Genomic DNA, 22,192 nt, shown 5'->3' on the forward strand with positions numbered 1-22,192 from the left:
GGTGTGGCGATCAGACGGGCCGTCGAGGCGGACGCGGCGCGCCTCACCGCGTTGGTCCAGCACTCCGGCGCCTACCGGGGCCGGTACGCCTCCATCGTCGCCGGCTACGAGGTCAGCCCCGAGGACATCTCCGAGGACCGCGTCTACCTCGCGGCCGACGCCGCCGGCGGGGTGCTCGGCTTCTACGCGCTCCGGCTTCGGCCACCGGGGCTCGACCTGATGTTTGTGGCGGACGAGGCCCAGGGCAGGGGCATCGGCCGCCTGCTCGTCGACCACATGCTCGCCGAGGCCGGCGACGCCGGCCTGAGCGAGGTGCGCGTGGTCTCCCACCCGCCGGCCGAACGGTTCTACCTCCGCGTGGGCGCCGAACGCGTCGGGACGATGCCCCCCATCCCGCCGGACGTCACCTGGGAGCGGCCGGTGCTGCGCTTCGCCGTCCCCGAGCCGCCGGCCGAGGAGCCGCTGACCGGAGGGAACGTCAGCGCCGGCGTGGTGCGCGTCGGCGACACGGTCCGCCGGCCCGCCGGGCCGTGGACGCCGGCCGTGCACGCCCTGCTGGACCACCTCCACCGGGCGGGCTTCTCCGCCGCCCCACGCCCCCTCGGCCTCGACGAGCAGGGCCGCGAGGTGCTCGGATACGCCCCCGGCGAGCCGCTGTGGCCCGACCCCGAGCGGTTCGCGTACCTCGCGCCACCGGAACGGCTGGCCAGGCTCGGCCGCCTGATCCGTGACTTCCACGACGCCGTCGCGGACTTCGTGCCACCGCCCGACGCCCGGTGGCGGCCACTCATGGCGGCGCCTGCCGACGAGGACGGCGAGATCATCGCCCACCACGACCTGGCGCCGTGGAACCTCGTGGCCGACGGGCCCGACGGTGCGTGGGTCGTCATCGACTGGGACACCGCCGGACCAGGCTCCCGCCTGTGGGACCTCGCCTACGCCGCCCACGGCTTCGTCCCCCTCTCCGCCCACCCGGACTGGCGCCTCCCCGACGCCGACGCCGCCTCCCGCCTGCGGGTCCTCGCCGACGCCTACGGCCTCTCCGACGCCCAGCGCCGCCGCCTCGTCCCGCTCCTCACCCGCCGGACCCGCGCCATGCACGACTTCCTGCGCGAGCAGGCGGCCGAGGGCGTCGAGCCCTGGCTGACGCACTGGCGCACCGGCCACGGCGACGCCTGGCGGAACGACGCGGAGTACACGGAGCGGCGCGAGGAGCTGTGGCTGACGGCGCTGCTCGGCTAGGTTCACCGCGTGAGCGGCGGCATGCTGGAGGGACCTCCACGGCGGAAGGCGAGGGCGAGCGCGATGGCGACGAGCAGCGAGAAGGCGGAGCGGGCCGACGGTGCGGAGCGGGCCGAGGACGCGGAGGCGGCGGCGGAGGCCGAGGCGGCCGGCGAGGCCGAGGCGGCGCCGGAGGGCGCGCCCGGCGAGCCGCCCGCCGGGCCGGACGCGGAGGCGGACGGCGAGGCGCCGTACCCGCACCCCACGGCCGGCTGGGGCGCCGCCCGCAGCGTCGGGCGGATCCTGGCGCGCACCAGGACCCCGGTCAACGGCACCCGCGCCCTGCTCCGCATGAACCACGAGGACAAGGGCTTCGACTGCCCCGGCTGCGCCTGGCCCGACGACCCCGGCGGCCTCCACCTCGACATCTGCGAGAACGGCGTCAAGCACGCCGCCTGGGAGATGACCCCCAAGCGCGCCGACCGCGCCTTCTTCGCCGCGCCGGGACACACCGTCACGGAGCTGATGGAGTGGAGCGACACGGCGCTGGAGGAGGCCGGCCGCCTCACCGAGCCGATGTTCTACGACCCCGACACCGACCGGTACCGGCCCGTCAGCTGGGACGAGGCGTTCACCCTCGTCGGCGACACCCTGCGCGGCCTGGACAGCCCCGACCGCGCCACGTTCTACACCTCCGGCCGGCTCAGCAACGAGGCGTCGTTCCTCTACCAGCTGATGGTCCGCGAGTACGGCACCAACAACCTCCCCGACTGCTCCAACATGTGCCACGAGGCCAGCGGCCGGGCCCTGCGCGCCTCCCTCGGCACCAACAAGGGCACCGTCGACCTCGGGGACTGGGAGCAGGCCGACGCGATCTTCCTCATCGGCTCCAACGCCGCCTCCAACGCCCCCCGCATGCTCACCTCCCTCGCCCACGCCCACCGGCGCGGCGCCCGCGTCGTGCACGTCAACCCGCTGGTGGAGGCCGCCGCGGGGCGCACGATCGTGCCGCACGAGTTCCGCACCATGGCGACCCGCCGCGCCACCCCCACCGGCAGCCTCAACCTCCAGCCCCGCATCGGTTCCGACCTCGCCCTGCTGCGCGGCATCGCCAAGGCCACCATCGAGGCCGGCGCCGTCGACACGGTCTTCCTCGACCGCTTCACGGAGGGCTACGAGGCGTACCGCGACCTGGTGGCGGTCACCGAGTGGGAGGAGATCACCGAGGCCACGGGGCTGACCGAGGCCCAGGTCCGCGAGGCCGCCGAGATCTACGCGGGCGCCGGCCGCACGATCATCGCCTGGTGCCTGGGCATCACCCAGCAGGAGCACGGCGTCGACACGATGCGCGAGATCGTGAACGTCCTGCTGCTGCGCGGCAACATCGGCCGCCCGGGTGCCGGCCCCTGCCCCATCCGCGGCCACAGCAACGTGCAGGGCAACCGCACCTGCGGCATCACCCACCGGCCCGCGCCCGAGTTCCTCGACCGGCTCGCGGAGGTCTGCGGTATCGACCCGCCCCGCCGGCCCGGCGCCGACACCGTCCGGAGCATCGAGGCGATGCACGCCGGCGAGATCACCGTCTTCGTCGGCATGGGCGGCAACTTCGCGCTCGCCGCGCCCGACACGTCCTACACCTTCGAGGCGCTGCGCCGCTGCGCCCTGACGGTGCAGGTCTCCACCAAGCTCAACCGCAGCCACCTGGTCCACGGCCGGCGGGCGTTGATCCTGCCGTGTCTGGGCCGCAGCGAGCGGGACCGGCAGCCGGGCGGCGAGCAGGCGCTGTCGGTGGAGGACTCGATGAGCATGGTCCACCTCAGCCGGGGCATGAAGCGGCCCGCCTCCCGGCACCTGCGCTCGGAGCCCGCCATCATCGCGGGCATCGCGCGGGCCGTCTCCCCGTACTCGCGGATTCCGTGGGACACCTACGGCCAGGACTACGACAGCGTGCGGGAGGTGATGGCCCGCGCCCTCGACGGCTTCGACGACTTCAACCGCCGCGTCCGCAGGCCCGGCGGCTTCCGCATCCACCAGCCGGCGCGCGAGCGGATCTTCCTGACGGGCTCGGGGCGCGCCGAGTTCTCCCACGCGGCGCTGCCCGACGCGGCCGTGCCCGAGGGCATGCTGCGGCTCGGCACGGTCCGCTCCCACGACCAGTGGAACACCACGATCTACTCCGACGACGACCGGTACCGGGGCGTGAAGGGCCTGCGCACGCTCGTCTTCATGAACGCCGCCGACATGCGGGAGCGGGGCCTGGCCGCGCGGGACCTGGTCACCATCACCAGCCACGCCAGGGACGGCAGCCGCCGCACCCTCTCCGGGTACCAGGCCATCCCCTACGACCTGCCGCGCGGCTGCGCCATGGGGTACATGCCGGAGATGAACGAGCTGTGTCCCATCGGCGACTTCAGCCCGCAGAGCGACCAGCCGATGATGAAGCACCTCACGGTGGACATCCGCGGGGGCGGTGGCCGGTGACGGGCGGGGAGCCGCAGCCGCGGGCCTCCCACGTGCTGCGGATCGAGTACTGCACGCGGTGCCGGTGGCTGCCGCGGGCGGTGTGGCTGGCGCAGGAGCTGCTCGGGACGTTCGAGGCGGAGCTGGCGGAGGTCGCGCTCGTGCCCGGGACGGGCGGCGTGTTCCGGGTGTCGGTCGGGGACGAGGTGTTGTGGGACCGCCGCGAGCAGGGCTTCCCCGAGCCGACGGCCGTCAAGCGCCTGGTCCGCGACCGAGTGGCACCCGGACGCGACCTCGGACACGCTGACGGGGCGGGCGGGGCGGGTGGGGCGGGCGAGGGCTCCGCCGGGGCCTCTCCGGACGGGTGAGGGGACGCCTGAGGTCCGCCAGTCGCCGCCCGAGCGCGCTCATGCGGCCGGGCGCTGCCGCCCGGCCCGGCCTCGACGGGCGGCCCGGCCGCTCGTCCGACCGCCGCTCCGACGGCTGCCCCGACCGCTGCCCCAGCCACCGGCCCAGCCGCCGGTCCAGCCGTCGGTCCAGCCGCAGAAGGCGGGGCTGCACGATCGGCATCGTCAGCCGCCGCACCGGCGGCGACGCCAGCGCGGCGGAGGCCGCCACGCACAGCACCACGAGGAGGGCCTGGGCGGCGAGGCCGCCCCGCGCCCAGTCCATGACGCCCGCGGCGTTCAGCGGACGCAGCAGGAAGCCGTGGAGGAGATAGATGTACAGGCCGCCCGAGCCCAGGTAGGTCACGAACGGCAGGCGGCGCCTCGGGAAGAGGCGCACGAGGCTCAACGCCACCGCCATGCCGCCCAGCAGCACCCCGCAGCGCACCAGCCAGTCGAACGCGACGGGCAGCGGGACGCCCAGCTCCTCGTAGGTCTCGCGGAACGTCAGCCACTCGCGGTCGACGCGCTCGCGCGCCAGCCAGGCCGCGCCGCCCGTCGCCGCCAGGACGACGGCCGCCGCCCCGCCCGTCAGGCGGCGCCGCGCGCGGAGCGCCGGCAGGAGTGTGCCCTCGCGCAGCCGCCAGCCGAGGAGGAAGAACGGCAGGAACGCGATGGCGCGGGACATCGCGAACGGCAGCGGGTCGATCGGCAGGTAGCCGGCGACGAGGGCCACCACGACGGCCGTGGTCACCGGGTACCGCAGCCGCGCCAGGTACGGCAGCGCGAGCCGCCACAGGAACAGCGCCAGCAGGAACCACAGGGTCCAGGCCGCGTTGTGGATCCCCATGTCCCACAGCCCGGCGCCGCCGGCCGCGCCCATCAGCCGTATCTCCAGCCAGGCCAGCAGCAGCACGGCCAGGTACGGCACGAGCACCGCCTCCGCCAGCCGTCGCACGCCGCGCCGTGACAGCGGCGTCGCGCTGCTGAAGTAGCCGGCGAGGAGGGCGAAGAGCGGGATGCGCATGGCCCACGTCGCCAGGTAGAGCCAGTGCAGGCCGTCGCCGCCCTCGTCCACGGGGAAGGACTCGGTCACGTGGATGAGGAGGACTCCCGTGCCGGCGAGGAACCGGAGGTTGTCCCAGCGGGGGTCGCGCCGCTGCATCGCTGCTCCAAGGGATGTGTCGGTCAGCTCGTCGAGAAGTGCTGAGTGAATACCAGGTATGAATACGGGGTGTATGCCGCGTGTAGGTGTGGCGGCGCCGGGTCGGGGAACCGCGGACCCACCGGACGCGGGCGGTCGCTCGGGGAATCAGGCGATCAGGCGATCAGGAGCGATCCGCGTGATCGGGTCGTGGGGGACGGAGACGGGGGACGTGGGGGTCATGGGGATGGGGGGACGTGGGGGTCGTGGGGGCGGGTGTCAGGAGGGTGTCACGAGGCGGGCCTCGTAGGCGAAGATCGCCGCCTGCGTGCGGTCGCGCAGGCCGAGCTTGACCAGGACGCGGCTGACGTGGGTCTTGATCGTGGACTCGGCGATCGTGAGGTGTTCGGCGATCTCCGCGTTCGACAGGCCCTGCGCGATGAGCGCCAGCACCTCCGTCTCCCGCTCCGTCAGCTCACCGACGCGCGCCCGCGCCGGGGGCTTGGGCGCGCCGCCCATCCGCGAGAACTCGGCGATCAGCCGCCGCGTCACCGTCGGAGCGAGCAGCGCCTCGCCCGAGGCCACCACCCGCACGCCCTCGGCCAGCTGGCTCGCGGAGGCGTCCTTCAGCAGGAAGCCGGAGGCGCCGGCCCGCAGCGCCTGGTAGACGTACTCGTCGAGGTCGAAGGTGGTCAGCACGAGCACCCTCGTGTCGCTGTCGGTGGTGATGCGGCGGGTGGCCTCGATGCCGCTCATCTCCGGCATGCGGATGTCCATCAGCACCACGTCGGGGCGGAGCGCGGCGGCCCGCTCGACGGCCTCGCGGCCGTTGACCGCCTCACCGGCGACCTCGATGTCGGGCTGGGCGCCGAGCAGGACGGAGAAGCCCTCGCGGACCATCATCTGGTCGTCGGCGATGAGCACCCTGATCGGTCCCGTGACCGGCGCGGTGGCCGGCTCGGTGGTCATGCGGCCCCTCCCGTTCCCCCGATGTCCCGGGTCGTCCCGGCTGCCCCGGCTGTCCCTTCGGACTCGCCAGTCTCGCCGGTCCCTCCGGCCTCCCCGGTGTCCACGCTCCCAGGCCCCTCCGTGGTTGCGCCCGAGGGCACGGGTATGAACACCGCCGTCTCGTAGCCGCCCTCGTCCGTCGGGCCGGCCGTCATCTCGCCGCCGAGCATCGTGACCCGCTCCCGCATGCCCGTCAGCCCGTGCCCCGCCCCGGGCGACGGCGGCGCCGGCTGGCTCGGCGGCCCGTTGACGACGCGCAGGCCGAGGCCGCCCAGCACGTAGGAGACCTCCACGCGGGCCGCCGCTCCCGGCGCGTGGCGGATGCAGTTGCTGAGGGCCTCCTGCACGATCCGGTACGCCGACAGTTCGAGGCCCTGCGGCAGCTCACGCACCGCCCCCGTCACGGCCTTCTCCACGGGGACGCCGGCCTCGCGGACGTTGGCGAGCAGATCGTCGAGGTCGGCCAGGGTCGGCTGCGGCGCGTCGGGCGCCTCGTGGTCCGCCGCGCGGACGACGCCCAGCACCCGCCGCAGCTCGGCCAGGGCCGTCAGCGCGTTCTGCCGGATGATCGCGAACGACCGCACCAGCTCGGGCGGCGGGTCCGCCACCCGGTACGGGGCCGCCTCCGCCTGGATCGCGACGACCGACATGTGGTGCGCCACCACGTCGTGCAGCTCGCGGGCGATGGTGGTGCGCTCCTCCAGCAGCGTCCGCTTGGAGCGCTCCTTCGCGGTGACCGCCACCTGCACCGCCACCTCGCGCTGCGACTCCCACCAGCCCTGGACCAGCACCACGGCGAGCAGGACGACGAAGGACACCACGAGCATCGCGGGCGTGGTGGTCGGCGACCACAGGTCGGTCGCCACGTCGAAGCCGGCGCCGAGCACCACCGTGAGCAGCCACATCTCGGCCGCCACCCGGGGCCGGGACCTGGCCGCGACCACCGCCATCACCACGACGTGCATGACGAACGTGGAGGGGCCCCACGGCGCGGCGCCCCAGGAGACGGTGCTCGCCCCGATCAGCCAGCCGCCGAGGAACGACAGCCAGAACGCGCCCATCCGCCAGAACAGGGCCGAGATCACGGTGGCGCCGACCAGGAGGGCGTCCAGGACGCTGGACCGCTGCCAGGCGCCGTTGACGTCCCAGCCGGCGACCGTGAGCATCGCCAGGGTGAAGGCGAGGCTGACGAGCAGGATGTGCGGCAGCCAGCGGGCCGGCTCGCGCAGCGTCGGCGGCAGCCGGTCCAGCTGCGGCAGGTTCTCCGGGAGCTGCCGCAGCGGGCGGACGACGAAGGCGCCGCCGAACAGGTCCCTGCCGAGGCCACGGGCGACGCTGCGGGCGGAGCGGAGATCGGAGCGCAGGCTCTCGCCTGTCGCCAGTCGGCTCGTCCGGTCTGGGGGCTTGGTCTCGGTCACGGGCATCACGGTACGGGCCGTGACCGACGGTCGTCGTCGGCTTGGGTGCCGATCCTCGGGGGTCCGTCTCACGACGGACGTGGACCCGTCTCACGACGGGCCCACGTCCTGGTGTCCTCCTCCGGTGCCATGCGGCGCCGGCTGCCCCGGCCGCCTTCGCCCGGGCCGTTCGCCCGGCTACTCCGTGGCGATGGCGCGCAGCACGTTCAGCCGCGCCGCCCGCCGCGCCGGGCGGACGCCCGCCAGCGCGCCGGCCGCGAGGCCGACCACGGCCACCACCGCGAGCTGCGTCGGCGGCACGGTGAACGCCCCGGTGCCGGCCGAGTCCGTGGCCCGGACCAGCGCCCAGCCCAGGAACCCGCCGAGCGCCAGCCCGCCCACCGTTCCGAACGCCGCCACCAGCGCCGACTCCCACCGCACCACGGCCCGCAGCTGCCGCCGCGTCTGCCCCACGGCCCGCAACAGGCCGAGCTCGCGGGTCCGCTCGTGCACGGCGAGGGTGAGGGTGTTGGCGATGCCGAGCAGCGCGATCAGCACCGCCAGGCCCAGCAGCGCGTAGACCAGCGTCAGCATCAGGTCCACGCCCTCCCCGGCGGAGGCGGCGTACTCCTCGCGCGTCTGCACCTCCGGGTTGCCGAACTCCGCCGCGACGGCCGCCACGGCCGCCTGGCCCTCCTCCGTCGAGACGCCGTCGGCGAACGTGACGGCGACGAGGGTGTCGGCGTCCTGCCGCGCGTGCGGCGCCCACGCCTCGCGGGTGACGACGTAGTCCCCTGCCAGGTCGTCCTGCTCGTAGACGGCCCGGACGGTCAGCTCGCTCGTCTCCCGGTCGGCGAAGGTGAGGGCGACGGTGTCGCCGACGCCCCAGCCGTGGGCCTCGGCCTCGTCGGCGGAGACCGCGACGCCGCCCGGGCCCAGGCCGGTCAGCCGGCCCGTCACCTCGCCGAGGTCGAGGACGCGGCCCAACGCGCCCGGGTCGGTCACCGTCAGCTGCTCGCCGTCGCCCTCGACCTCCGCGACGCCCCGGCCGAGGCCGAGCGCGGTGTCCACCTCGGGCAGGCCGGCGACGGCGGGGGCGAGGTCGGGGCTGAGGTCCGTGCCCTCGGTGGCGAAGCCGGGCGCCCGGACGGCGACGTCACCCGCGAAGGCGCGCGAGACGGTCTCGTCCAGCGAGGTCTTCAGCGAGGCGCCGAAGACCGTGAACAGGGAGACCACGGCGACGCCGATCATCAGCGCGGTGGCCGTCGCGGCCGTGCGCCGGGGGTTGCGCAGCGCGTTCCGCCGCGCCAGCGAGACGTTGAGCCGCAGACCCCGCGCGCCCCGCAGGCCCCGCGCGCCCCGTGCCCGTCGGCGGCCTCGGCGCGCACCCGAGGGGCCGCCCAGCGCGCGCAGCGCGAAGGCCGCGGCGACGGGGCCGAGCGTCACGAACGCCACCAGCGTCGCGACGGACCCGAGCACCGTCAGCGTCACCGAGCCGCCCCCCGTGCCGCCCGCCGCGCCGAAGGCCGTCAGCCCGACACCGGCGACGCCGAGCAGCGCCCCGGCCACCGTGCGGCCCCGGGAGGTGCCCGAGGTGTCGACGGCCGTCTCCCGCAGCGCCGCCAGCGGCGCGACGCGCCCCGCCCGCAGGGCCGGCAGCAGCGCCGAGCCGACGCACACCACCACGCCGACGGCCACGGACAGCGCCAACGCGCCGCCCTTCACCACCAGCGGCCCGTCGGGGAAGGGGAAGCCCACGGCGGGGAAGAGCGCCTGGAGCCCGACGGCGATGCCGAGCCCACCCAGCAGCCCGACGCCCGCGGCCACCGCCCCGACCACCGCCGCCTCGGCCATCGTCTGCGCCACCACCAGCCGCCGCGTCGCGCCGAGGGCGCGCAGCAGCGCGTTCTCCCGGGTGCGCTGGGCGACGATGATCGCGAAGGTGTTGTGGATGCTGAACGTCGCCACCAGCAGCGCCACCACCGCGAAGCCCGTCAGGCCCATCGTGAAGCCGGACAGGAACATGCCGGCGATGTCGTCGAGGTTCTCCTCGGTGACCTGCTCGCCCGACACGGCCTCGACGCCGTCGGGCAGGAGCGGCGCGAGCGCCGCCACCAGCTCGTCCTGTCCCGTGCCGTCCGCCGCCCGCACCAGCAGGCTCTCGGCCTGGCCCGGGGTGGCCGTCAGGTACCGCTCGGCGTCGGCGCGGGTCATGCCGGCGAACGTGGTCTGGCCCATGCCGTCCTCGCCGCCGAAGACCGCGATGCCGGTGACCGTCACCCGCACCGGGTCGGGGGTCAGCAGGGTGGTGGTGTCGCCCACCGCGAGGTCGCCGTCGGTGGCGGCGCCACGGTTGACGACGATCTCGCCCGGCCGCTCGGGCGCCCGGCCGTCCACCAGGTCGTACGGGTTCAGCGCCGAGTCGTTGATCCAGTTCCCCGCGGTGGTCGGCGGCCCGCCGCCGCCCAGCGGCTCGCCGTCGGCGCCGAGCAGGCGACCGGTGCCCCGGATGTCCGGCTCGACGGCCGCGACCTGCGGCAGGGCGCGGATCCCGTCGACGAGCGAGGTCTCCACGGGCTCCCGTATCGGCTGCTCGTCGCCGACGACGATCTCGTCCTCGCTGCGGACGACGGCGTCGGTGCCGGTGCCCGCGTCCGTGAAGAGCGTGTCGAACGCGCCCCGCAGGGTGTCGCCCATCACGAGGGTGCCGCTGAGGAACGCGGTGCCCAGCAGCACGGCGAGGAAGGTGCCCACGAAGCGGCGGCGGTGGGCCCGCAGGGAGGCGAGGCTCAGCCGGACCCCCGTGCGGGCGGTGCTTCCCGTCGCGTCGCGTGCCGTGTGCGTCGTGGTTCTCGTGCTCATGACCGGACCTCCTTCGCGGTCTCCTCGTCCGCGCCGCCGATGCCGTCAGTGCCGTCAGTGCCGTCAGTGCCGCCGGTGCCGCCGGTGCCGCCGGTGCCGTCCGCGCCGCCGGTGTCCCCGGCCAGGTCGCGCATGCGCCGCAGCACCCGCTCCGTCGTCGGCTCCGCCATCCGGTCCACCAGGCGCCCGTCGGCGAGGAAGACGACCTCGTCGGCGTGCGAGGCGGCCACCGGGTCGTGCGTCACCATCACCACCGTCCGCCCCAGTTCCCGCACGCTCCGCGCCAGCAGGCGCAGCACCTCGCCGCCCGAGCGGGAGTCGAGGTTGCCCGTCGGCTCGTCGGCGAAGACGACCTCCGGCCTGCTGGCGAACGCGCGGGCGACCGCGACGCGCTGCTGCTGCCCGCCGGAGAGCTCGCTGGGCCGGTGGCGCAGCCGGTCCCGCAGCCCGACGACGTCGATCAGCGTCTCGATCCACGCGGCGTCGCCGGGGTCGCCCGCCAGGTCCATGGGGAGGGTGATGTTCTCCGCGACGGTCAGCGTCGGCAGCAGGTTGAACGCCTGGAAGACGAAGCCGACGCGCGCGCGGCGCAGCAGCGTGAGCCCCCGGTCGTCCAGGCCGCTGAGCTCGGCGTCGCCGATGTAGGCCGCGCCCGAGGTCAGCGTGTCGAGCCCGGCCGCGCAGTGCATGAGTGTGGACTTGCCCGACCCCGAGGGGCCCATGATCGCGGTGAAGCGGGCGGCCGGGAAGTCGACGCTCACCCCGTCCAGCGCGCGCACCTCGGTGCCGCCGGTGCCGTAGACCTTGACGGCGTCGACGACGCGGGCGGCGACCGCCGTTCGATCCCGTCGATCCCGTCGATCCCGTGCCTGTGCCAGGGCGTTCATCCCCCGTCACTTCCTCTCTGGCTCTCTGTCGTCGGTGTCTCTCCTACGTCTGCGAGCCTCCCGCGCGGGGGTGTCGCGGGTCGTCGTACGGCCGTCGGCACCCGCCCTGCTCTCCCTGGCGTACGCGCGGGAAGCCGCCTACTCCCTCCCCTCCGGCGCTCCCCGCTGGCGTCGGCCCGCGCGTCGCGAAAAAGCAGGGCGCCACGGCCACGCGGCCTGGCATGGTGAGGGCGGGAGGGGGTGGCCGCCGTGACGGCGAGTGCGGACGGGACCGCGAGGACGGCGACGGCACCGGCGACGGTGCGGGCGTACTACAAGGAGTGGGAGTTCGGCTGCTGCGGCGACCCGTTCCACCTCGGGGAGGAGGTGGTCTGGGAGCTGGGGCTGATGGAGCTCGACGAGGAGGGCCTCGCCGTGTGGCGCGACCACCTCACCGAGCTCGACCCCGACGTGCTCCCCGCCCTGCGGCGCACGGCGGTGGAGCGCGCCCCGGCCTCGCCGCCCCCGGGCGCCCGCCTGCACGGCATGGTCGTGGCCTCCCACCACGGCGTCCTGGACGGCGAGTCCCAACGGGTCAGCGCCCGGGTCGCCGCGATCCACGTCGTGAGCCACCGCTGGAGCGAGCGCCCGTCGGACCGGCTGCGGCTGAGCCCGGCCACGGACTGGGCGGCGCCGTTCGGGGGCCCGAGCGGGGCGCCCGGCGTGGACGGCTGGCTCGTCACCCTGGAGGAGGTGACGTCTCCTCCGCCGCCTGACCGGGAAGCGGCCCGGGGCCGCCGGGCCCGGGGTCAGCGCGGTCAGCGGGGCCAGCGGGGCCAGCGGGGTCAGCGGCAGCGTCGCGGGGGCCGTCGCTGAGCAGGTCCGACGGCAGCAGCTGCTCGGTGAGGAGCCGCCGGACGCGGCCGGCGCGGTCCTCGCGGCTTCGGGCGGCGTCGAGCCAGGCGTCGAGCAGACGCCAGCCGTGGACGTAGGCGAGCTGGTACAGGCAGGCGGTCGCGGAGCGCAGCAGGCGCAGGACGAGGGCCACCTCGCTCTCCGACAGCAGCGCCCACCGGGTCAGGTACGCGGCGACCTCCGCCTCGCCCCGCCCCTCGGCGACCAGGAACGCGGCGTTGCCCCAGGCGGCGAGGAGATCGTTCTGCGCACGGTGGATCGCCGCCAGGTCGAAGCCGGCCCGGCCCGTGTGCCGTCGCAGGAGGCCCCGGTCGCTCAGCCACGCCTGGGCCTCGTCGCCGGGGAAGAGGATCTCCTCCGCGTGGAGCCCCAGGCCCTCGCTGAGCACGAACGGCGGGGTGGGCAGGAGCCGCACCCCCTGTTCGAGACGCCCCTGCTCCTCACGGAGTACGCGCTCCTTCAGCAGCGACTCGGCGATGTGTCCTGGGTGGCCCTCGTGGGCCACCACGTAGAGGAGGTTCGCGAGGTTGAACGGGAGGTCCGCGCTGACGAAGATCGTCGAGCGGACACCGCCCTCGTAGTGCCCGGCGGCGGCGAAGTGCGCGCCGGGCTGGAGCCGGCAGGACACCACCTCGTCCTCGGGCAGCGGCACGATGGTGGCGGCCGTGCGCCGCCGGGTCTCGGCGACGGCCGAGGCGACGAGGTCGGGCAGGCGCGCGGGAAGCTCCCCGGGCGGCAGGCTGTGGGCGGCCTGCCAGGCGTGGAGCCGTTCGGCGAGCGAGCCAGGACCCGACGGCAGCGCGGCGGCCAGCCGGTCGTGGGCGTCCTCGAACAGCTCCTCGGGCAGCGGGTCGGCCTCGACGCCGAGACAGGCGCGGGCGTACTCCGCCAGCGGCCGTTCCTCACCGTCGAGCCGCCGCGCGACCGCGCGCAGGGCGCGCACGTGGGCGGCGAGGTACCGGGCGCGGGGCGGCGTGAACGCGGCGACGCCCGCCAGCGCCGCGAGGAGTTCGTCCGCCTCGTCCACCAGCCGTCCGACGGGCGGCGGGTCCTCGGCCTCGGCCCGCGCACGCAGCTCCTCGGGGCCCCGGTAGATGAGCACGGTGCCGCCCTCCGTCGCCGTCAGCCGGCGGTTGACGCGCAGCGCCAGCAGCGCGTAGCGGCGCTGCCAGTCCCGTTCGGTCGGCGTGATGGTGATCGTCGCGGTGCTCCTGGCCATGGCCCGAAGCTAGCCGTACGGTTTTCCGTACGCTGTACGGACGAGACCGGGTGGGGTCAGTCAGGAGAGGACGGACGCGACCATGGCGCGGCCACCACGGACACCGCACGCCGTCTGGTTCGACGAGGAGCGGCCCAGGAAGCCCCGGCTCTCGCGCGAGCGGATCGCGCGGGCGGCGGTCGAACTCCTCGACGCCGAGGGCGTCGCGGGCGTGTCGATGCGCCGCCTCGCCGCCCGGCTGGGCTCGGGCACGATGTCGGTGTACGAGTACGTCGGCGGGCGGGAGGACGTGCTCGACCTCGCCCTCGACACCGTCTTCGGCGAGATCGAACTCGACGAACCCGACGGCACGCACGACGAACCCGACGGCACGCACGACGGGCCCGACGGCGCGGGAGGGGAAGGCGACGCGGGCGGGAGGGACGGGGAGGTGGAACCGCCCTGGCGGGAGGCGTTGACGCGCCACCTGACCCGCAGCCGCGCGGTGATGCGGCGCCACCCGTGGGTCCCCGCCCTGGCCGCCACGCGCCCCCTCGTCGGCCCCAACGCCCTCGCCCGCTCCGAGGCGTTCTACGCCCAGCTGGTCCGCGCGGGCCTGACCGGCCCTCACCTCGTCGCCGCCGTCGGCGCCCTCAGCTACTACGTGCAGGGCTTCGTCGCCGCCGAGAACACCTTCCACGACCGCGTCCGCGACCCGGCCGACGAGGCCGAGCTGCGCCGCGCCACCGAGCGGTTCATCGCCGACCAGGGCGACCGGTACCCCACCCTCACCCGCCACGCCCAGCTGGGGAACGACGACTTCGACGGCCTGTTCCTCCTCGGCGTGACCACGATCCTCGACGGCATCGAGGCCGGCAGCCACCCCGTCACACGCGCGCGACGAGCCTGACCTCGACCAACAGCTCACGGAAGGCCAGCCGGGGAGTGCCGACCACCGTGCTCGTCACCTGCGGGTCCGGCCGCCCGTACGCCTCCTTGCGCACCGGCCCCGCGACGGCGTCGATCGCGTCGAGGTCGAGCGCGAAGATGACCTCCTCGACGACGTCGTCGAGCGAGGCGCCGAAACGCCGCAGGAGTTCCGCCGCGTTGGCGTAGCACTGGCGCAGCTGCTCGCCCGTGTTGGAGAAGTCGGTGACACTTCCGTCCTCGTTCACGGGCGCGGGGGCGACGATTTCCGACCCCTTGTGCGCCACCTGACCGGAGAGGTAGACGGTGTCGCCGCGCCGGATGGCCTGAACGTATCCGAATTCCCTTTCCCAGGGGACTCCGAAGTTCTCGACCTGCTGTGTGTCGCTCATGCTGCTCCGCATCGTCGGAATTCCTCCCTCGCCGGGGTTTTTCCCGGACGGGAAAACGATAGGAGCGAGCGGCCGGGGCCAGCCAGAGGCGCTTGTGCCACTCCCGGCAAGGATCGTGCCAGAACCGCGTTCCGGGTACCCTCCGCCGCCCTCGTACGCTGGACGGGTGCATGGAGGAGAACGCGCGCACGAACAGGGTGCGCTGGCCGTCGCGATCGTCGCGGTGCCGGGGGCGTACGCGCTCGACGTCAGCATCGCGGCGCACGTGTTCGGCCAGCACCGGGGCTACCGGGTCCTCGTCTGCGGGGCGCCCCACCCCACCCCGGGGAGGGCGTCGGGCCACCAGCCGCCACGCGGCGGCGTCGACGCCGACATCCGGCCCACGCACGCGCTGTGCGAGGCGGAGTTCGCCGACGTCCTCGTCGTCCCGGGATACGAGGACCCGAGCCGCACGGTCCCCGAGGAGTACCTGGAGGTGCTGCGGGGAGCGGCCGCGCGGGGCGCCCGCATCGTGGCCGTCTGCACGGGCGTGTTCGCCCTCGCGGCCAGCGGCGTGCTGGACGGGCGGTCGGCCACGACGCACTGGCGCCACACCCACGAGCTCCGGACCGGGTATCCCGGAATCGACGTCGTGGAGAACCGCCTGTTCGTCGAGGACGGCCCTTTTCTCACGTCGGCGGGCGCGGGCGCGGGAATCGACGCGTGCCTCCACGTCGTCCAGTCCGACTTCGGGACCACCGTCGCGGACGACGTCGCGAAGGACGTCGTCCTCTCCGCCGCACGCGGCGCCACCGAGCCGCAGTACACGGACACGGCGACGCCCGCCCGGGACACGCTGAGCGCGACGCGGGAATGGGTCCTCCAGAACATCGGGTCGCCGATCACCGTGCAGCGCATGGCGGACCACAGTCTCCTCTCGCGAAGGACCTTCATTCGCCGGTTCGTGCGGGAGACGGGAATGCCTCCCATGCACTGGGTCGTCCAACAGCGCATTCTCGGAGCGCGTCGACTTCTTGAATCCTCCGACTGGTCCGTGGAGCGCATCGCGGGGGCGACGGGATTCGGCACGGCCGCGAACTTCCGGACCATCTTCAGGCGGGAGGTGGGCGTGACCCCGACCGCCTACCGGAAGGCGCACGAGCCGCCCCCGGCGGCGCGGCTCGCCCCGTGAACCCCCAGGCTTCCTAGGTGGCCCGGGCGTCCCTTGCGTCCCGGGTGTCCCGTGCGTCCCCGGTCTCCTGGATGTTCCGTGCGTCCCCGGTCTCCCGTTCGGTCTCCACCGGGACCCAGCCGCCCTCCGCCGCCGAACGGGTCATCGCGTCCAGCGCGGTGGCGGCCCGCACCGCGTCGTCGAGCGTCGCGCCACGGGGGACGCCGTCGGCGACCGAGAGCAGGAAGCGGTGGGCCTCGATGACCTTCAGGTCGTCGTAGCCCATCGCGTTGGCCGCCCCCGGCTGGAAGGCGGCGAAGTCGCCGTCGCCCGGACCGGCGTGGACGGTGGCGACGGGCTGGTCCTGGTAGGCCGCCTCGGGCGTGGCGCGGCTGACGCGCAGCTCGTTGAGCCGCCGGAAGTCCCAGGAGACCGCGCCCTTCGTGCCGTGGATCTCGAAGCCGTACGCGTTCTGCTCGCCGACCGCGACCCGGCTGGCCTCCAGCACGCCGCGCGCGCCGGAGGCGAAGCGCAGCAGGCAGGAGACGTAGTCCTCGTTCTCGACCCTGCCCATCACGGCCGCGCCGTCCACGACGCGGACGTGCCCCGCGGTGGCGCCCGTGGGGCGGGCGCGTTCGGGGAGGAAGACGGCCGTGTCGGCGGTGAGGGCGGCGATCGGCCCCAGCAGGTGGCGGGCCAGGTCGATGCCGTGGGAGGCGAGGTCGCCGAGCACGCCGCTGCCGCCGCGCTCCCGCTCGTACCGCCAGGTCAGGGCGGCGTTCGGGTGGGCGGCGTAGTCGCTGAAGAGGCGGACGCGGGCGTGCGTGACGGCGCCGAGCTCCCCTGCGGCGATCATCCGGTGCGCCGCCTCGACGGCCGGCGCGTTGCGGTAGTTGAAGCCGACGGCGCTCCGGACGCCGGCGGTCCTCGCGGCGTCGGCGACGGCGCGGGCGTCGTCGGCGGTCAGCCCGACGGGCTTCTCGATCCACAGGTGCTTGCCGGCCGCCGCCACGGCGAGGCCGATCTCGCGGTGCAGGAAGTTCGGGGCGGTGACGCTGACGGCCTCGACGCGCGGGTCGGCCACCAGCTCCCGCCAGTCCCGGCTCGCCGTGGCGAAGCCGAACTGCTCGGCCGCCTCCTCCGCCCGGCCGGGCACCTCGTCGGCGACGGCGACGAGCTCCGGGCGCAGCGGCAGCGCGGGGAAGTGGTGCGGCAGACGGGCGTACGCCCGGGTGTGGACCCGCCCCATCCATCCGAACCCGACCACCGCGACACCGACCGACCGCCGCCGGGGACGACCCGCACCGGCCTCGGCTTCCACGCCAGTCCCAGCGGTGCCACCATCGGCGCCAGCGCCAGCAGGGCTCATCCGTCCCCCTCCGTCCCGCCTCGTCGCGTCATTTCACTGTCACATGTCACTGAACCATCGATGCCCTCGCCATGACAGGACAATTCGTGCGGGTCGCAGAGGTGTCACGGGGCGACGGATCGGGCCGAGCGAGCACGCTGGCTGAGCGTGCCGGCTCGCTACGGGGAGATCCGGGACGGGTGGCCGAGAAAGAACGACAGATCGGGTGCAACCCGGGGGTGGGGTGGCGCGTAGAGATCACGTAACCCGAACCACTCGATCCCTGGGGGGTCCCATGACCACGCGCCTTTCGCACCGCCGGGCCGGCCTGCGCTGCCTCACCGCTCTCGCTGTTCTCAGCCTGGCGGCCCTGACCGGGTGCAGCGGTGACGACGGGGGACCGGCGTCGGAGGCCTCGTCCGACGTCTCGACGTCGCCTTCCGCGTCGGTCGAGGAGACGGCCTCGGCCACCGGGCCGGACGACACGGCGGGCTCGGGCGGCGCGGACCAGGCAGGCGACGCGGACTCGGAGGGCACCGCGGACTCGGAGGGCACCGCGGAGCCGGACGACGACGGGGCGTCGACCGATGCCGCCGCCTGGGCCGGCACCAAGCAGTTCGTGCAGATCGAGGACGCCTGGACCAGCGACGGGCAGACCTACCTGTCGGTGCGGACCGCCCAGAAGGAGGTCCACGAGCAGTTCGAGGCGTGGGTGATCACCCCCGGCGAAGGCCCCTACACCGAGGTTCCCCTGGCCGAGGACGCCCAGGTGCTGCTGTCGGTCCCGATCGGTGACGAGACGCAGGCCGCCTCGTACTCCCAGGCCGAGTTCCTCAGCAGGCTGACGGCCCTGTCGCCTTCGGAGCGCTCGCACGTGGGCTACGACCTGAGCTTCGACGGAGACGGCCAGGTGACCAGGGTGGAGTCGCTGCCCGCGACCTGAGCGGGAGCCGCTTCGGACGCGCGTGCCCCGGAACTCCGAGTGTTCCGGGGCACTGGGCACGGCCGCCGCGCGCAGGACGCACAACGCCCGCGTGCGGTGGGAAGCGGCGAGCGAGCCGGGTCAGTCGTTGGCGTTGAGCACCGGCAGGTAGCCGCTGCCGTGGCCCGTGCTCGTCGGGTGGTACGCCTCCCAGATCGGCAACGCCAGGTCGTGCAGCCAGTCGTCACCGGAGCACAGCTCGTGGTTGTTGAACGTCGGGCGGACGTCGCCGTAGCGGAAGCCGTACGCGGCGGCGCGGGCGGAGATCACCGAGTTCAGCACGTCGGAGGTGTCGTTGATGGCCTCGCGCTTGGTGTTGCTCAGGCCCAGGCAGTACCAGGGGGACGGCTCGATGTACATGTGCGGGTACCCCAGCACGACGACGCGGGCGTTGGGGGCGCGGGAGTCGATGGCGGAGTAGACCGCGTTCAGGCGGCTGGGCAGCGTGTTCGTGATGTACGAACGGGCGGTGGCGAGCCGGTTCAGGCAGGTGCTGTCCGAGCTGGTCACGCACGTCGTCATCGCGTCGGCGAAGCCGGCGTCGTTGCCGCCGATGGTGATGGTCACGAGTCCGGTGGACGAGTTGAGCGCGCCCAGCTGGTTGTTGATCACGGTCGTGGTCACCGCGCCGGAGCAGGCGGCGAAGGTGAAGGACGACGGGCTGTTGGCCCTGGCCCAACGCGCCGGGTAGGCGTTGTTGCTGCGGTGACAGTCGCCGCTTGACGAGATGTAGCTTCCGGCGCCGTTGCCGGACGAGTACGAGTCTCCGAGCGCCACGTAGGCGGGCCCGGCGGCCTGGGCCGGGCTCGCGCCCAGCAGGGACAGGAGGAAGGCGGATACGAGGAGGGATACGGCGGAGAGGGATCTGGTCAGTCTCACGGGACCTCCATCGGCAGAGACCGAACCGTTGTAGCAAGCTACGCGCGTAAACGGAAGTGTGCATGTCAAATTCGGCTTGAAGAGCCGGTGAACACACGTCAATTTTCGGCGGGGTGACGAAGCGTCACGTGCTGCGCCCCCGACCGTTCGGGCGGGGCCGGGGACGCGACCACCCGGACGACGGACGGATGAGACGCGCGTCACACGCGTTTCCGATCCCCGTTGTGTCCCCTGCCGCCGATCCCACACGTCTGAGAGGTGCACCCCCCAAACACACAGCAGGAGTGCTGATGGAAGCTCACCTGAACCTCGCCGAGAACCCGGTCGCGGCGCGGGCAGTGTCGTTCCTCGCGTCGGTGGCGGACTCGCCCCTCTCACCCGTGACGCGGGAGCTGGTACTGCTGCGGGCGAGTCAGATCAACGGTCGCGGTACCTACGTCGACACGCACGCGCGGGGCGCCGCGCGCGACGGGACGTCGTCGGCGCGGCTCGGCCTCGTGGCGAACTGGCGTGAGGCCACGGTCTTCACCGACGCCGAGCGCGCGGCGTTGGAGCTGGCGGAGCAGGGGACCCGCCTGGCCGGCGCCGCCGGCGGCATCACGCACGAGGCGTGGGCCGACGCCGCGAAGCACCACGACGAGAACGAGTTGGCGGCACTCGCCTCGCTGATCGCCGTCATCAACGCCTTCAACCACCCGGCCGCAACGGCTGCGCGGCCGACCGGGTCCCAACGGCCCGACCGGTTCGGCTGACAGGCCGAGGCCGCGAGACTCGCCAGGGCACGGGCGTGGGGGCGTGCCCTGGCGGTGGGGGTCTTGGTGCCCACCCCGGGGGTTGTGGGTGTGAATCAGCGGTTTCCCCGGGGTGGGCGGGTGTGTCCCTCACCGCGTTGCGGCACCCCAGCGAAGGGGCGGACCGGGGCGGGAGCGGCGGCGCGCCGCTTGGCCGCTCGGGGCTGGTCCGGTCGGGGGACTTGCCCGGCCGCCCCGCTGTGGGGGGTGGCCGGGATTCTTCGCGGGCCTATCGGTTGTGGTGCTGGTGGTCGGCGTTGAGGGTGAGCTTGTCGAGGTTGGCTCGCCACTCCCAGCCGGAGCCGTCGGTGGGTCGTAGGTGGGCTTCGGTCCACAGGACGCGTTCGCGTCCGAGGACGTCGTAGGCGACGTGCTCGACGACCAGCCCGAGCCGGCCGGTCCTGCCGGTTCGGGGCTCGACCACCCGTTGCCCGATCCAGGGATGCGCGACGTCGCGCAGCACCTCCCTGCCGTTGTGCAGGCCCCCGATCACCGGGCTCCTCCCGCCCCGGCGACGGCGATCGTCAGCGCCTGGTGCAACAGGCCGGGGTCGGTCAGGCCGTCCCAGCCCGGCTCGGGCCGGACCAGCCACTCCACCCACCGGTTGCGGTGCGGAGCGATCGAGGGCACCAGCAGGTGACAGGCGACGCAGTACACCTGCACCGGCAGCTCGTCCTCCCAGCCACGCGCCGCCCCCGGTCTCACCAGCCAGAAGCAGACACCGTCACAGCTGTCCGCCATCACCGCCCCCGACCGCCCCGCCAACGCATCCACCACCACACCAGCCACCCGCTCCGGCACACGAACGGCATCAAACCACCGCCCACACGGAACACTCCGCAAACTGACACCATCAGGCGGCAACCACACCGGCAGTGGCGCGGCAGGAGAGGGGATGGGCGATGCGGGCTGTTCAGGCATGATCCGCTCCAGTGACGTGCTGTGCACGGAGTGTCGATGCCAGGACGCTACGCAGCCCGATGCCCCAGTTCAATGTCACTTTGACGGGCTGTGCGGCTAAGTGCCACAGCGCGTTACAGCGGAAGCCTGACCGCGTCTGCCAGCGTCCGCATCCCCGGCGTCAGGGTTCGTCTGCGCTCGACGAGCCGACCCACGATGTCCCGCGCGTACCTCTGGTTCGGCAACCACTGCGGCGCGTCCTGCCACACCCGCGTCAGCTTTTCCATGGCCGCGTCGTACCGCCGCAGGCGTGTGTACGCCGCCGCCACGTCCAGCAGATGACGATTCCGGTTTCCGCTGGTCTTCCGCATCCGGGCCAGATCCACACCGCGCGCGATACGCAGCACCTCGTCCGGCTGGTCGCGGACCATGGCGTACTCCGCCCGCTGCATCTCCACGGTGGAGCGTGAGTACTCGTGAAGCAGCCCGAGGTGGGGCAGCGACGACTGCCTGCGGCCCATCGCGGCTGCCGCAGACTCCGCCAGGGCCAGCGCCTGTTCCGCCTCCCCGTGCCTCCCGTCCCGAGCGGCGGCCGCTGCGGTGCGCAGCAGCACCCATCCCCACGCGGCCAGATCGAGAGTCGTCGCGCGGGACATCCGCCGTGGCTCGATGTCCTCCGCCCACGTGGCGGCCAGGGTCAACGCATCGGACAGTCGGCCACGTCGAAGCAGGAAGAAGCACCGGACGTTCGTCAGGGCCACGCCGTGAATCATGTCCGGCACATCGCGTTCCGCCCGTGCGAGTGCGATCCGCGCGGCGTCGTACTGCCGCGTCTGCGTCATCAGACGTCCCGTCATGGTCAGCACCCGCATGCGCAGGGTGGGACCTTCGGCGGCGATGTCGGCCAGTGCGTCGGCGTCGCGGATCAGGGAAGGCAGCATGGCGCCGATACCGGCGAAGTCTCCGGCGCGGTAGAGCTCCGTCGCGGTGGCGTATCCGGCGCGTACGCCTTCGGCGGTGGGCGCCTCGTCGATCTCGCCGTCGGTGCCGTCGAGCGCGGCTCGGACCGCGTTCCACTGCTCGGGCGAAGCGACGGCCACGTCCTGCTCGTCGGCGTGTTCGAGGATCAGGGCGGTCGTGGTGGTCTCCAGGGCCACAGCCAGACGGTGAAGGGTCTCCAGCCGCGTGTCACGCCGGTCGCCCTGTTCCAGTTTGCGAATGAGGGAAAGGGAGACGCCTGAAGCGCGGGCGAGTTCGTGCTGCGTGAGACCGGCCCGCTTCCGCGCCTCGCGCAGCCTGTCGCCGATATAGGCAGACATGACAGTATGGCTCCCGTTCTGACGTAGACAATCGGAACGGTACGCCC

General features: G+C 73.9%; 19 protein-coding genes. 8 read left to right on the top strand and 11 right to left on the bottom strand.

The window, feature by feature from the left end; all coding sequences use genetic code 11:
* Window positions 1–3: 3 nt before the first annotated feature.
* The 3 genes from ACTWP5_RS20630 (at window position 4) to ACTWP5_RS20640 (ending at window position 4,049) form a co-directional block, all read left to right on the top strand.
* Window positions 4–1,242 carry a GNAT family N-acetyltransferase gene (locus ACTWP5_RS20630; RefSeq protein WP_443222514.1) on the top strand — a complete coding sequence of 413 codons (1,239 nt, stop codon included), beginning with the start codon at window positions 4–6 and terminating at the stop codon, window positions 1,240–1,242.
* 63 nt (window positions 1,243–1,305) lie between these two features.
* Window positions 1,306–3,702 carry an FdhF/YdeP family oxidoreductase gene (locus tag ACTWP5_RS20635; RefSeq protein WP_443222515.1) on the top strand — a complete coding sequence of 799 codons (2,397 nt, stop codon included), beginning with the start codon at window positions 1,306–1,308 and terminating at the stop codon, window positions 3,700–3,702.
* Window positions 3,699–4,049, top strand: a complete 351-nt coding sequence (locus ACTWP5_RS20640) for a SelT/SelW/SelH family protein (protein WP_443222516.1) — start codon at window positions 3,699–3,701, stop codon at window positions 4,047–4,049. The genes ACTWP5_RS20635 and ACTWP5_RS20640 overlap by 4 nt, the downstream gene beginning before the upstream one ends.
* Here the strand turns inward: ACTWP5_RS20640 and ACTWP5_RS20645 are convergent.
* The 5 genes from ACTWP5_RS20645 to ACTWP5_RS20665 all read right to left on the bottom strand — a co-directional run bounded on the left by ACTWP5_RS20645 (window position 3,934) and on the right by ACTWP5_RS20665 (window position 11,365).
* Window positions 3,934–5,232 (bottom strand): acyltransferase family protein, encoded by a 1,299-nt coding sequence (locus ACTWP5_RS20645; protein WP_443222517.1) that lies wholly within the window; start codon window positions 5,230–5,232, stop codon window positions 3,934–3,936. The two genes, ACTWP5_RS20640 and ACTWP5_RS20645, sit on opposite strands and share 116 nt — an antisense overlap.
* 258 nt (window positions 5,233–5,490) lie before the next feature.
* On the bottom strand, window positions 5,491–6,180 hold the full coding sequence (locus tag ACTWP5_RS20650; RefSeq protein WP_443222518.1) for a response regulator: 690 nt from the start codon (window positions 6,178–6,180) through the stop codon (window positions 5,491–5,493).
* Window positions 6,177–7,643: a sensor histidine kinase gene (locus ACTWP5_RS20655; RefSeq protein ID WP_443222584.1), complete on the bottom strand. Its 1,467-nt coding sequence runs from the start codon at window positions 7,641–7,643 to the stop codon at window positions 6,177–6,179. The genes ACTWP5_RS20650 and ACTWP5_RS20655 overlap by 4 nt, the downstream gene beginning before the upstream one ends.
* 171 nt (window positions 7,644–7,814) lie before the next feature.
* Window positions 7,815–10,478: an ABC transporter permease gene (locus ACTWP5_RS20660; protein WP_443222519.1), complete on the bottom strand. Its 2,664-nt coding sequence runs from the start codon at window positions 10,476–10,478 to the stop codon at window positions 7,815–7,817.
* Window positions 10,475–11,365: an ABC transporter ATP-binding protein gene (locus ACTWP5_RS20665; RefSeq protein WP_443222520.1), complete on the bottom strand. Its 891-nt coding sequence runs from the start codon at window positions 11,363–11,365 to the stop codon at window positions 10,475–10,477. The genes ACTWP5_RS20660 and ACTWP5_RS20665 overlap by 4 nt, the downstream gene beginning before the upstream one ends.
* 249 nt (window positions 11,366–11,614) lie before the next feature.
* On the opposite strand from ACTWP5_RS20665, the gene ACTWP5_RS20670 reads away from it, so the two are divergent.
* Both ACTWP5_RS20670 and ACTWP5_RS20675 read left to right on the top strand, forming a co-directional pair.
* A complete protein-coding gene (locus tag ACTWP5_RS20670; protein WP_443222521.1) occupies window positions 11,615–12,220 on the top strand; it encodes a DUF6578 domain-containing protein in 606 nt (201 codons plus the stop codon).
* A gap of 1,340 nt (window positions 12,221–13,560) precedes the next feature.
* Complete coding sequence (locus ACTWP5_RS20675) at window positions 13,561–14,367, top strand: TetR/AcrR family transcriptional regulator (protein WP_443222522.1); 807 nt, start codon at window positions 13,561–13,563, stop codon at window positions 14,365–14,367.
* Here the strand turns inward: ACTWP5_RS20675 and ACTWP5_RS20680 are convergent.
* Complete coding sequence (locus ACTWP5_RS20680; protein ID WP_443222523.1) at window positions 14,345–14,776, bottom strand: Rid family hydrolase; 432 nt, start codon at window positions 14,774–14,776, stop codon at window positions 14,345–14,347. The genes ACTWP5_RS20675 and ACTWP5_RS20680 overlap by 23 nt on opposite strands.
* Window positions 14,777–14,942: 166 nt before the next feature.
* Between ACTWP5_RS20680 and ACTWP5_RS20685 the strand changes: the two genes are divergently transcribed.
* Entirely contained in the window at window positions 14,943–15,947 is a 1,005-nt protein-coding gene (locus ACTWP5_RS20685; RefSeq protein ID WP_443222524.1) for a GlxA family transcriptional regulator, read from the top strand.
* 13 nt (window positions 15,948–15,960) lie between these two features.
* Here the strand turns inward: ACTWP5_RS20685 and ACTWP5_RS20690 are convergent, their stop codons facing one another.
* Window positions 15,961–17,247, bottom strand: a complete 1,287-nt coding sequence (locus ACTWP5_RS20690; RefSeq protein ID WP_443222525.1) for a Gfo/Idh/MocA family protein — start codon at window positions 17,245–17,247, stop codon at window positions 15,961–15,963.
* Between the two features lie 322 nt (window positions 17,248–17,569).
* Here ACTWP5_RS20690 and ACTWP5_RS20695 point away from each other — a divergent pair, with 322 nt between their 5' ends.
* Window positions 17,570–18,217, top strand: coding sequence for a hypothetical protein (locus ACTWP5_RS20695; RefSeq protein ID WP_443222526.1), 648 nt, complete (start codon window positions 17,570–17,572; stop codon window positions 18,215–18,217).
* A 120-nt stretch (window positions 18,218–18,337) separates the two neighbouring features.
* On the opposite strand, the gene ACTWP5_RS20700 is transcribed toward ACTWP5_RS20695, so the two are convergent.
* Window positions 18,338–19,135, bottom strand: coding sequence for an SGNH/GDSL hydrolase family protein (locus tag ACTWP5_RS20700; RefSeq protein WP_443222527.1), 798 nt, complete (start codon window positions 19,133–19,135; stop codon window positions 18,338–18,340).
* Window positions 19,136–19,425: 290 nt separating this feature from the next.
* Between ACTWP5_RS20700 and ACTWP5_RS20705 the strand changes: the two genes are divergently transcribed.
* A complete protein-coding gene (locus tag ACTWP5_RS20705; RefSeq protein ID WP_443222528.1) occupies window positions 19,426–19,887 on the top strand; it encodes a carboxymuconolactone decarboxylase family protein in 462 nt (153 codons plus the stop codon).
* 268 nt (window positions 19,888–20,155) lie between these two features.
* Here ACTWP5_RS20705 and ACTWP5_RS20710 read toward each other — a convergent pair whose 3' ends face one another.
* From ACTWP5_RS20710 to ACTWP5_RS20720, 3 genes are all read right to left on the bottom strand, one after another.
* Window positions 20,156–20,419, bottom strand: a complete 264-nt coding sequence (locus tag ACTWP5_RS20710; protein WP_443222529.1) for a hypothetical protein — start codon at window positions 20,417–20,419, stop codon at window positions 20,156–20,158.
* On the bottom strand, window positions 20,416–20,667 hold the full coding sequence (locus ACTWP5_RS20715; RefSeq protein ID WP_443222530.1) for a hypothetical protein: 252 nt from the start codon (window positions 20,665–20,667) through the stop codon (window positions 20,416–20,418). The genes ACTWP5_RS20710 and ACTWP5_RS20715 overlap by 4 nt, the downstream gene beginning before the upstream one ends.
* A gap of 293 nt (window positions 20,668–20,960) precedes the next feature.
* Complete coding sequence (locus ACTWP5_RS20720; protein ID WP_443222531.1) at window positions 20,961–22,145, bottom strand: helix-turn-helix domain-containing protein; 1,185 nt, start codon at window positions 22,143–22,145, stop codon at window positions 20,961–20,963.
* Window positions 22,146–22,192 lie beyond the last annotated feature (47 nt).

Origin of the sequence: Streptomyces sp. 4N509B (assembly GCF_052245655.1) — a bacterium.
Classification (GTDB): Bacteria; Actinomycetota; Actinomycetes; order Streptomycetales; family Streptomycetaceae; genus Streptomyces.

Excerpts from the sequence above, each read along its gene's own strand:
- ACTWP5_RS20635 (WP_443222515.1), top strand. The coding sequence starts at position 1,306 with ATGGCGACGAGCAGCGAGAAGGCGGAGCGGGCCGACGGTGCGGAGCGG.
- ACTWP5_RS20645 (WP_443222517.1), bottom strand. The coding sequence starts at position 5,232 with ATGCAGCGGCGCGACCCCCGCTGGGACAACCTCCGGTTCCTCGCCGGC.
- ACTWP5_RS20650 (WP_443222518.1), bottom strand. The coding sequence starts at position 6,180 with ATGACCACCGAGCCGGCCACCGCGCCGGTCACGGGACCGATCAGGGTG.
- ACTWP5_RS20655 (WP_443222584.1), bottom strand. The coding sequence starts at position 7,643 with ATGCCCGTGACCGAGACCAAGCCCCCAGACCGGACGAGCCGACTGGCG.
- ACTWP5_RS20660 (WP_443222519.1), bottom strand. The coding sequence starts at position 10,478 with ATGAGCACGAGAACCACGACGCACACGGCACGCGACGCGACGGGAAGC.
- ACTWP5_RS20665 (WP_443222520.1), bottom strand. The coding sequence starts at position 11,365 with ATGAACGCCCTGGCACAGGCACGGGATCGACGGGATCGACGGGATCGA.
- ACTWP5_RS20675 (WP_443222522.1), top strand. The coding sequence starts at position 13,561 with ATGGCGCGGCCACCACGGACACCGCACGCCGTCTGGTTCGACGAGGAG.
- ACTWP5_RS20680 (WP_443222523.1), bottom strand. The coding sequence starts at position 14,776 with ATGAGCGACACACAGCAGGTCGAGAACTTCGGAGTCCCCTGGGAAAGG.
- ACTWP5_RS20695 (WP_443222526.1), top strand. The coding sequence starts at position 17,570 with ATGACCACGCGCCTTTCGCACCGCCGGGCCGGCCTGCGCTGCCTCACC.
- ACTWP5_RS20705 (WP_443222528.1), top strand. The coding sequence starts at position 19,426 with ATGGAAGCTCACCTGAACCTCGCCGAGAACCCGGTCGCGGCGCGGGCA.
- ACTWP5_RS20715 (WP_443222530.1), bottom strand. The coding sequence starts at position 20,667 with ATGGCGGACAGCTGTGACGGTGTCTGCTTCTGGCTGGTGAGACCGGGG.
- ACTWP5_RS20720 (WP_443222531.1), bottom strand. The coding sequence starts at position 22,145 with ATGTCTGCCTATATCGGCGACAGGCTGCGCGAGGCGCGGAAGCGGGCC.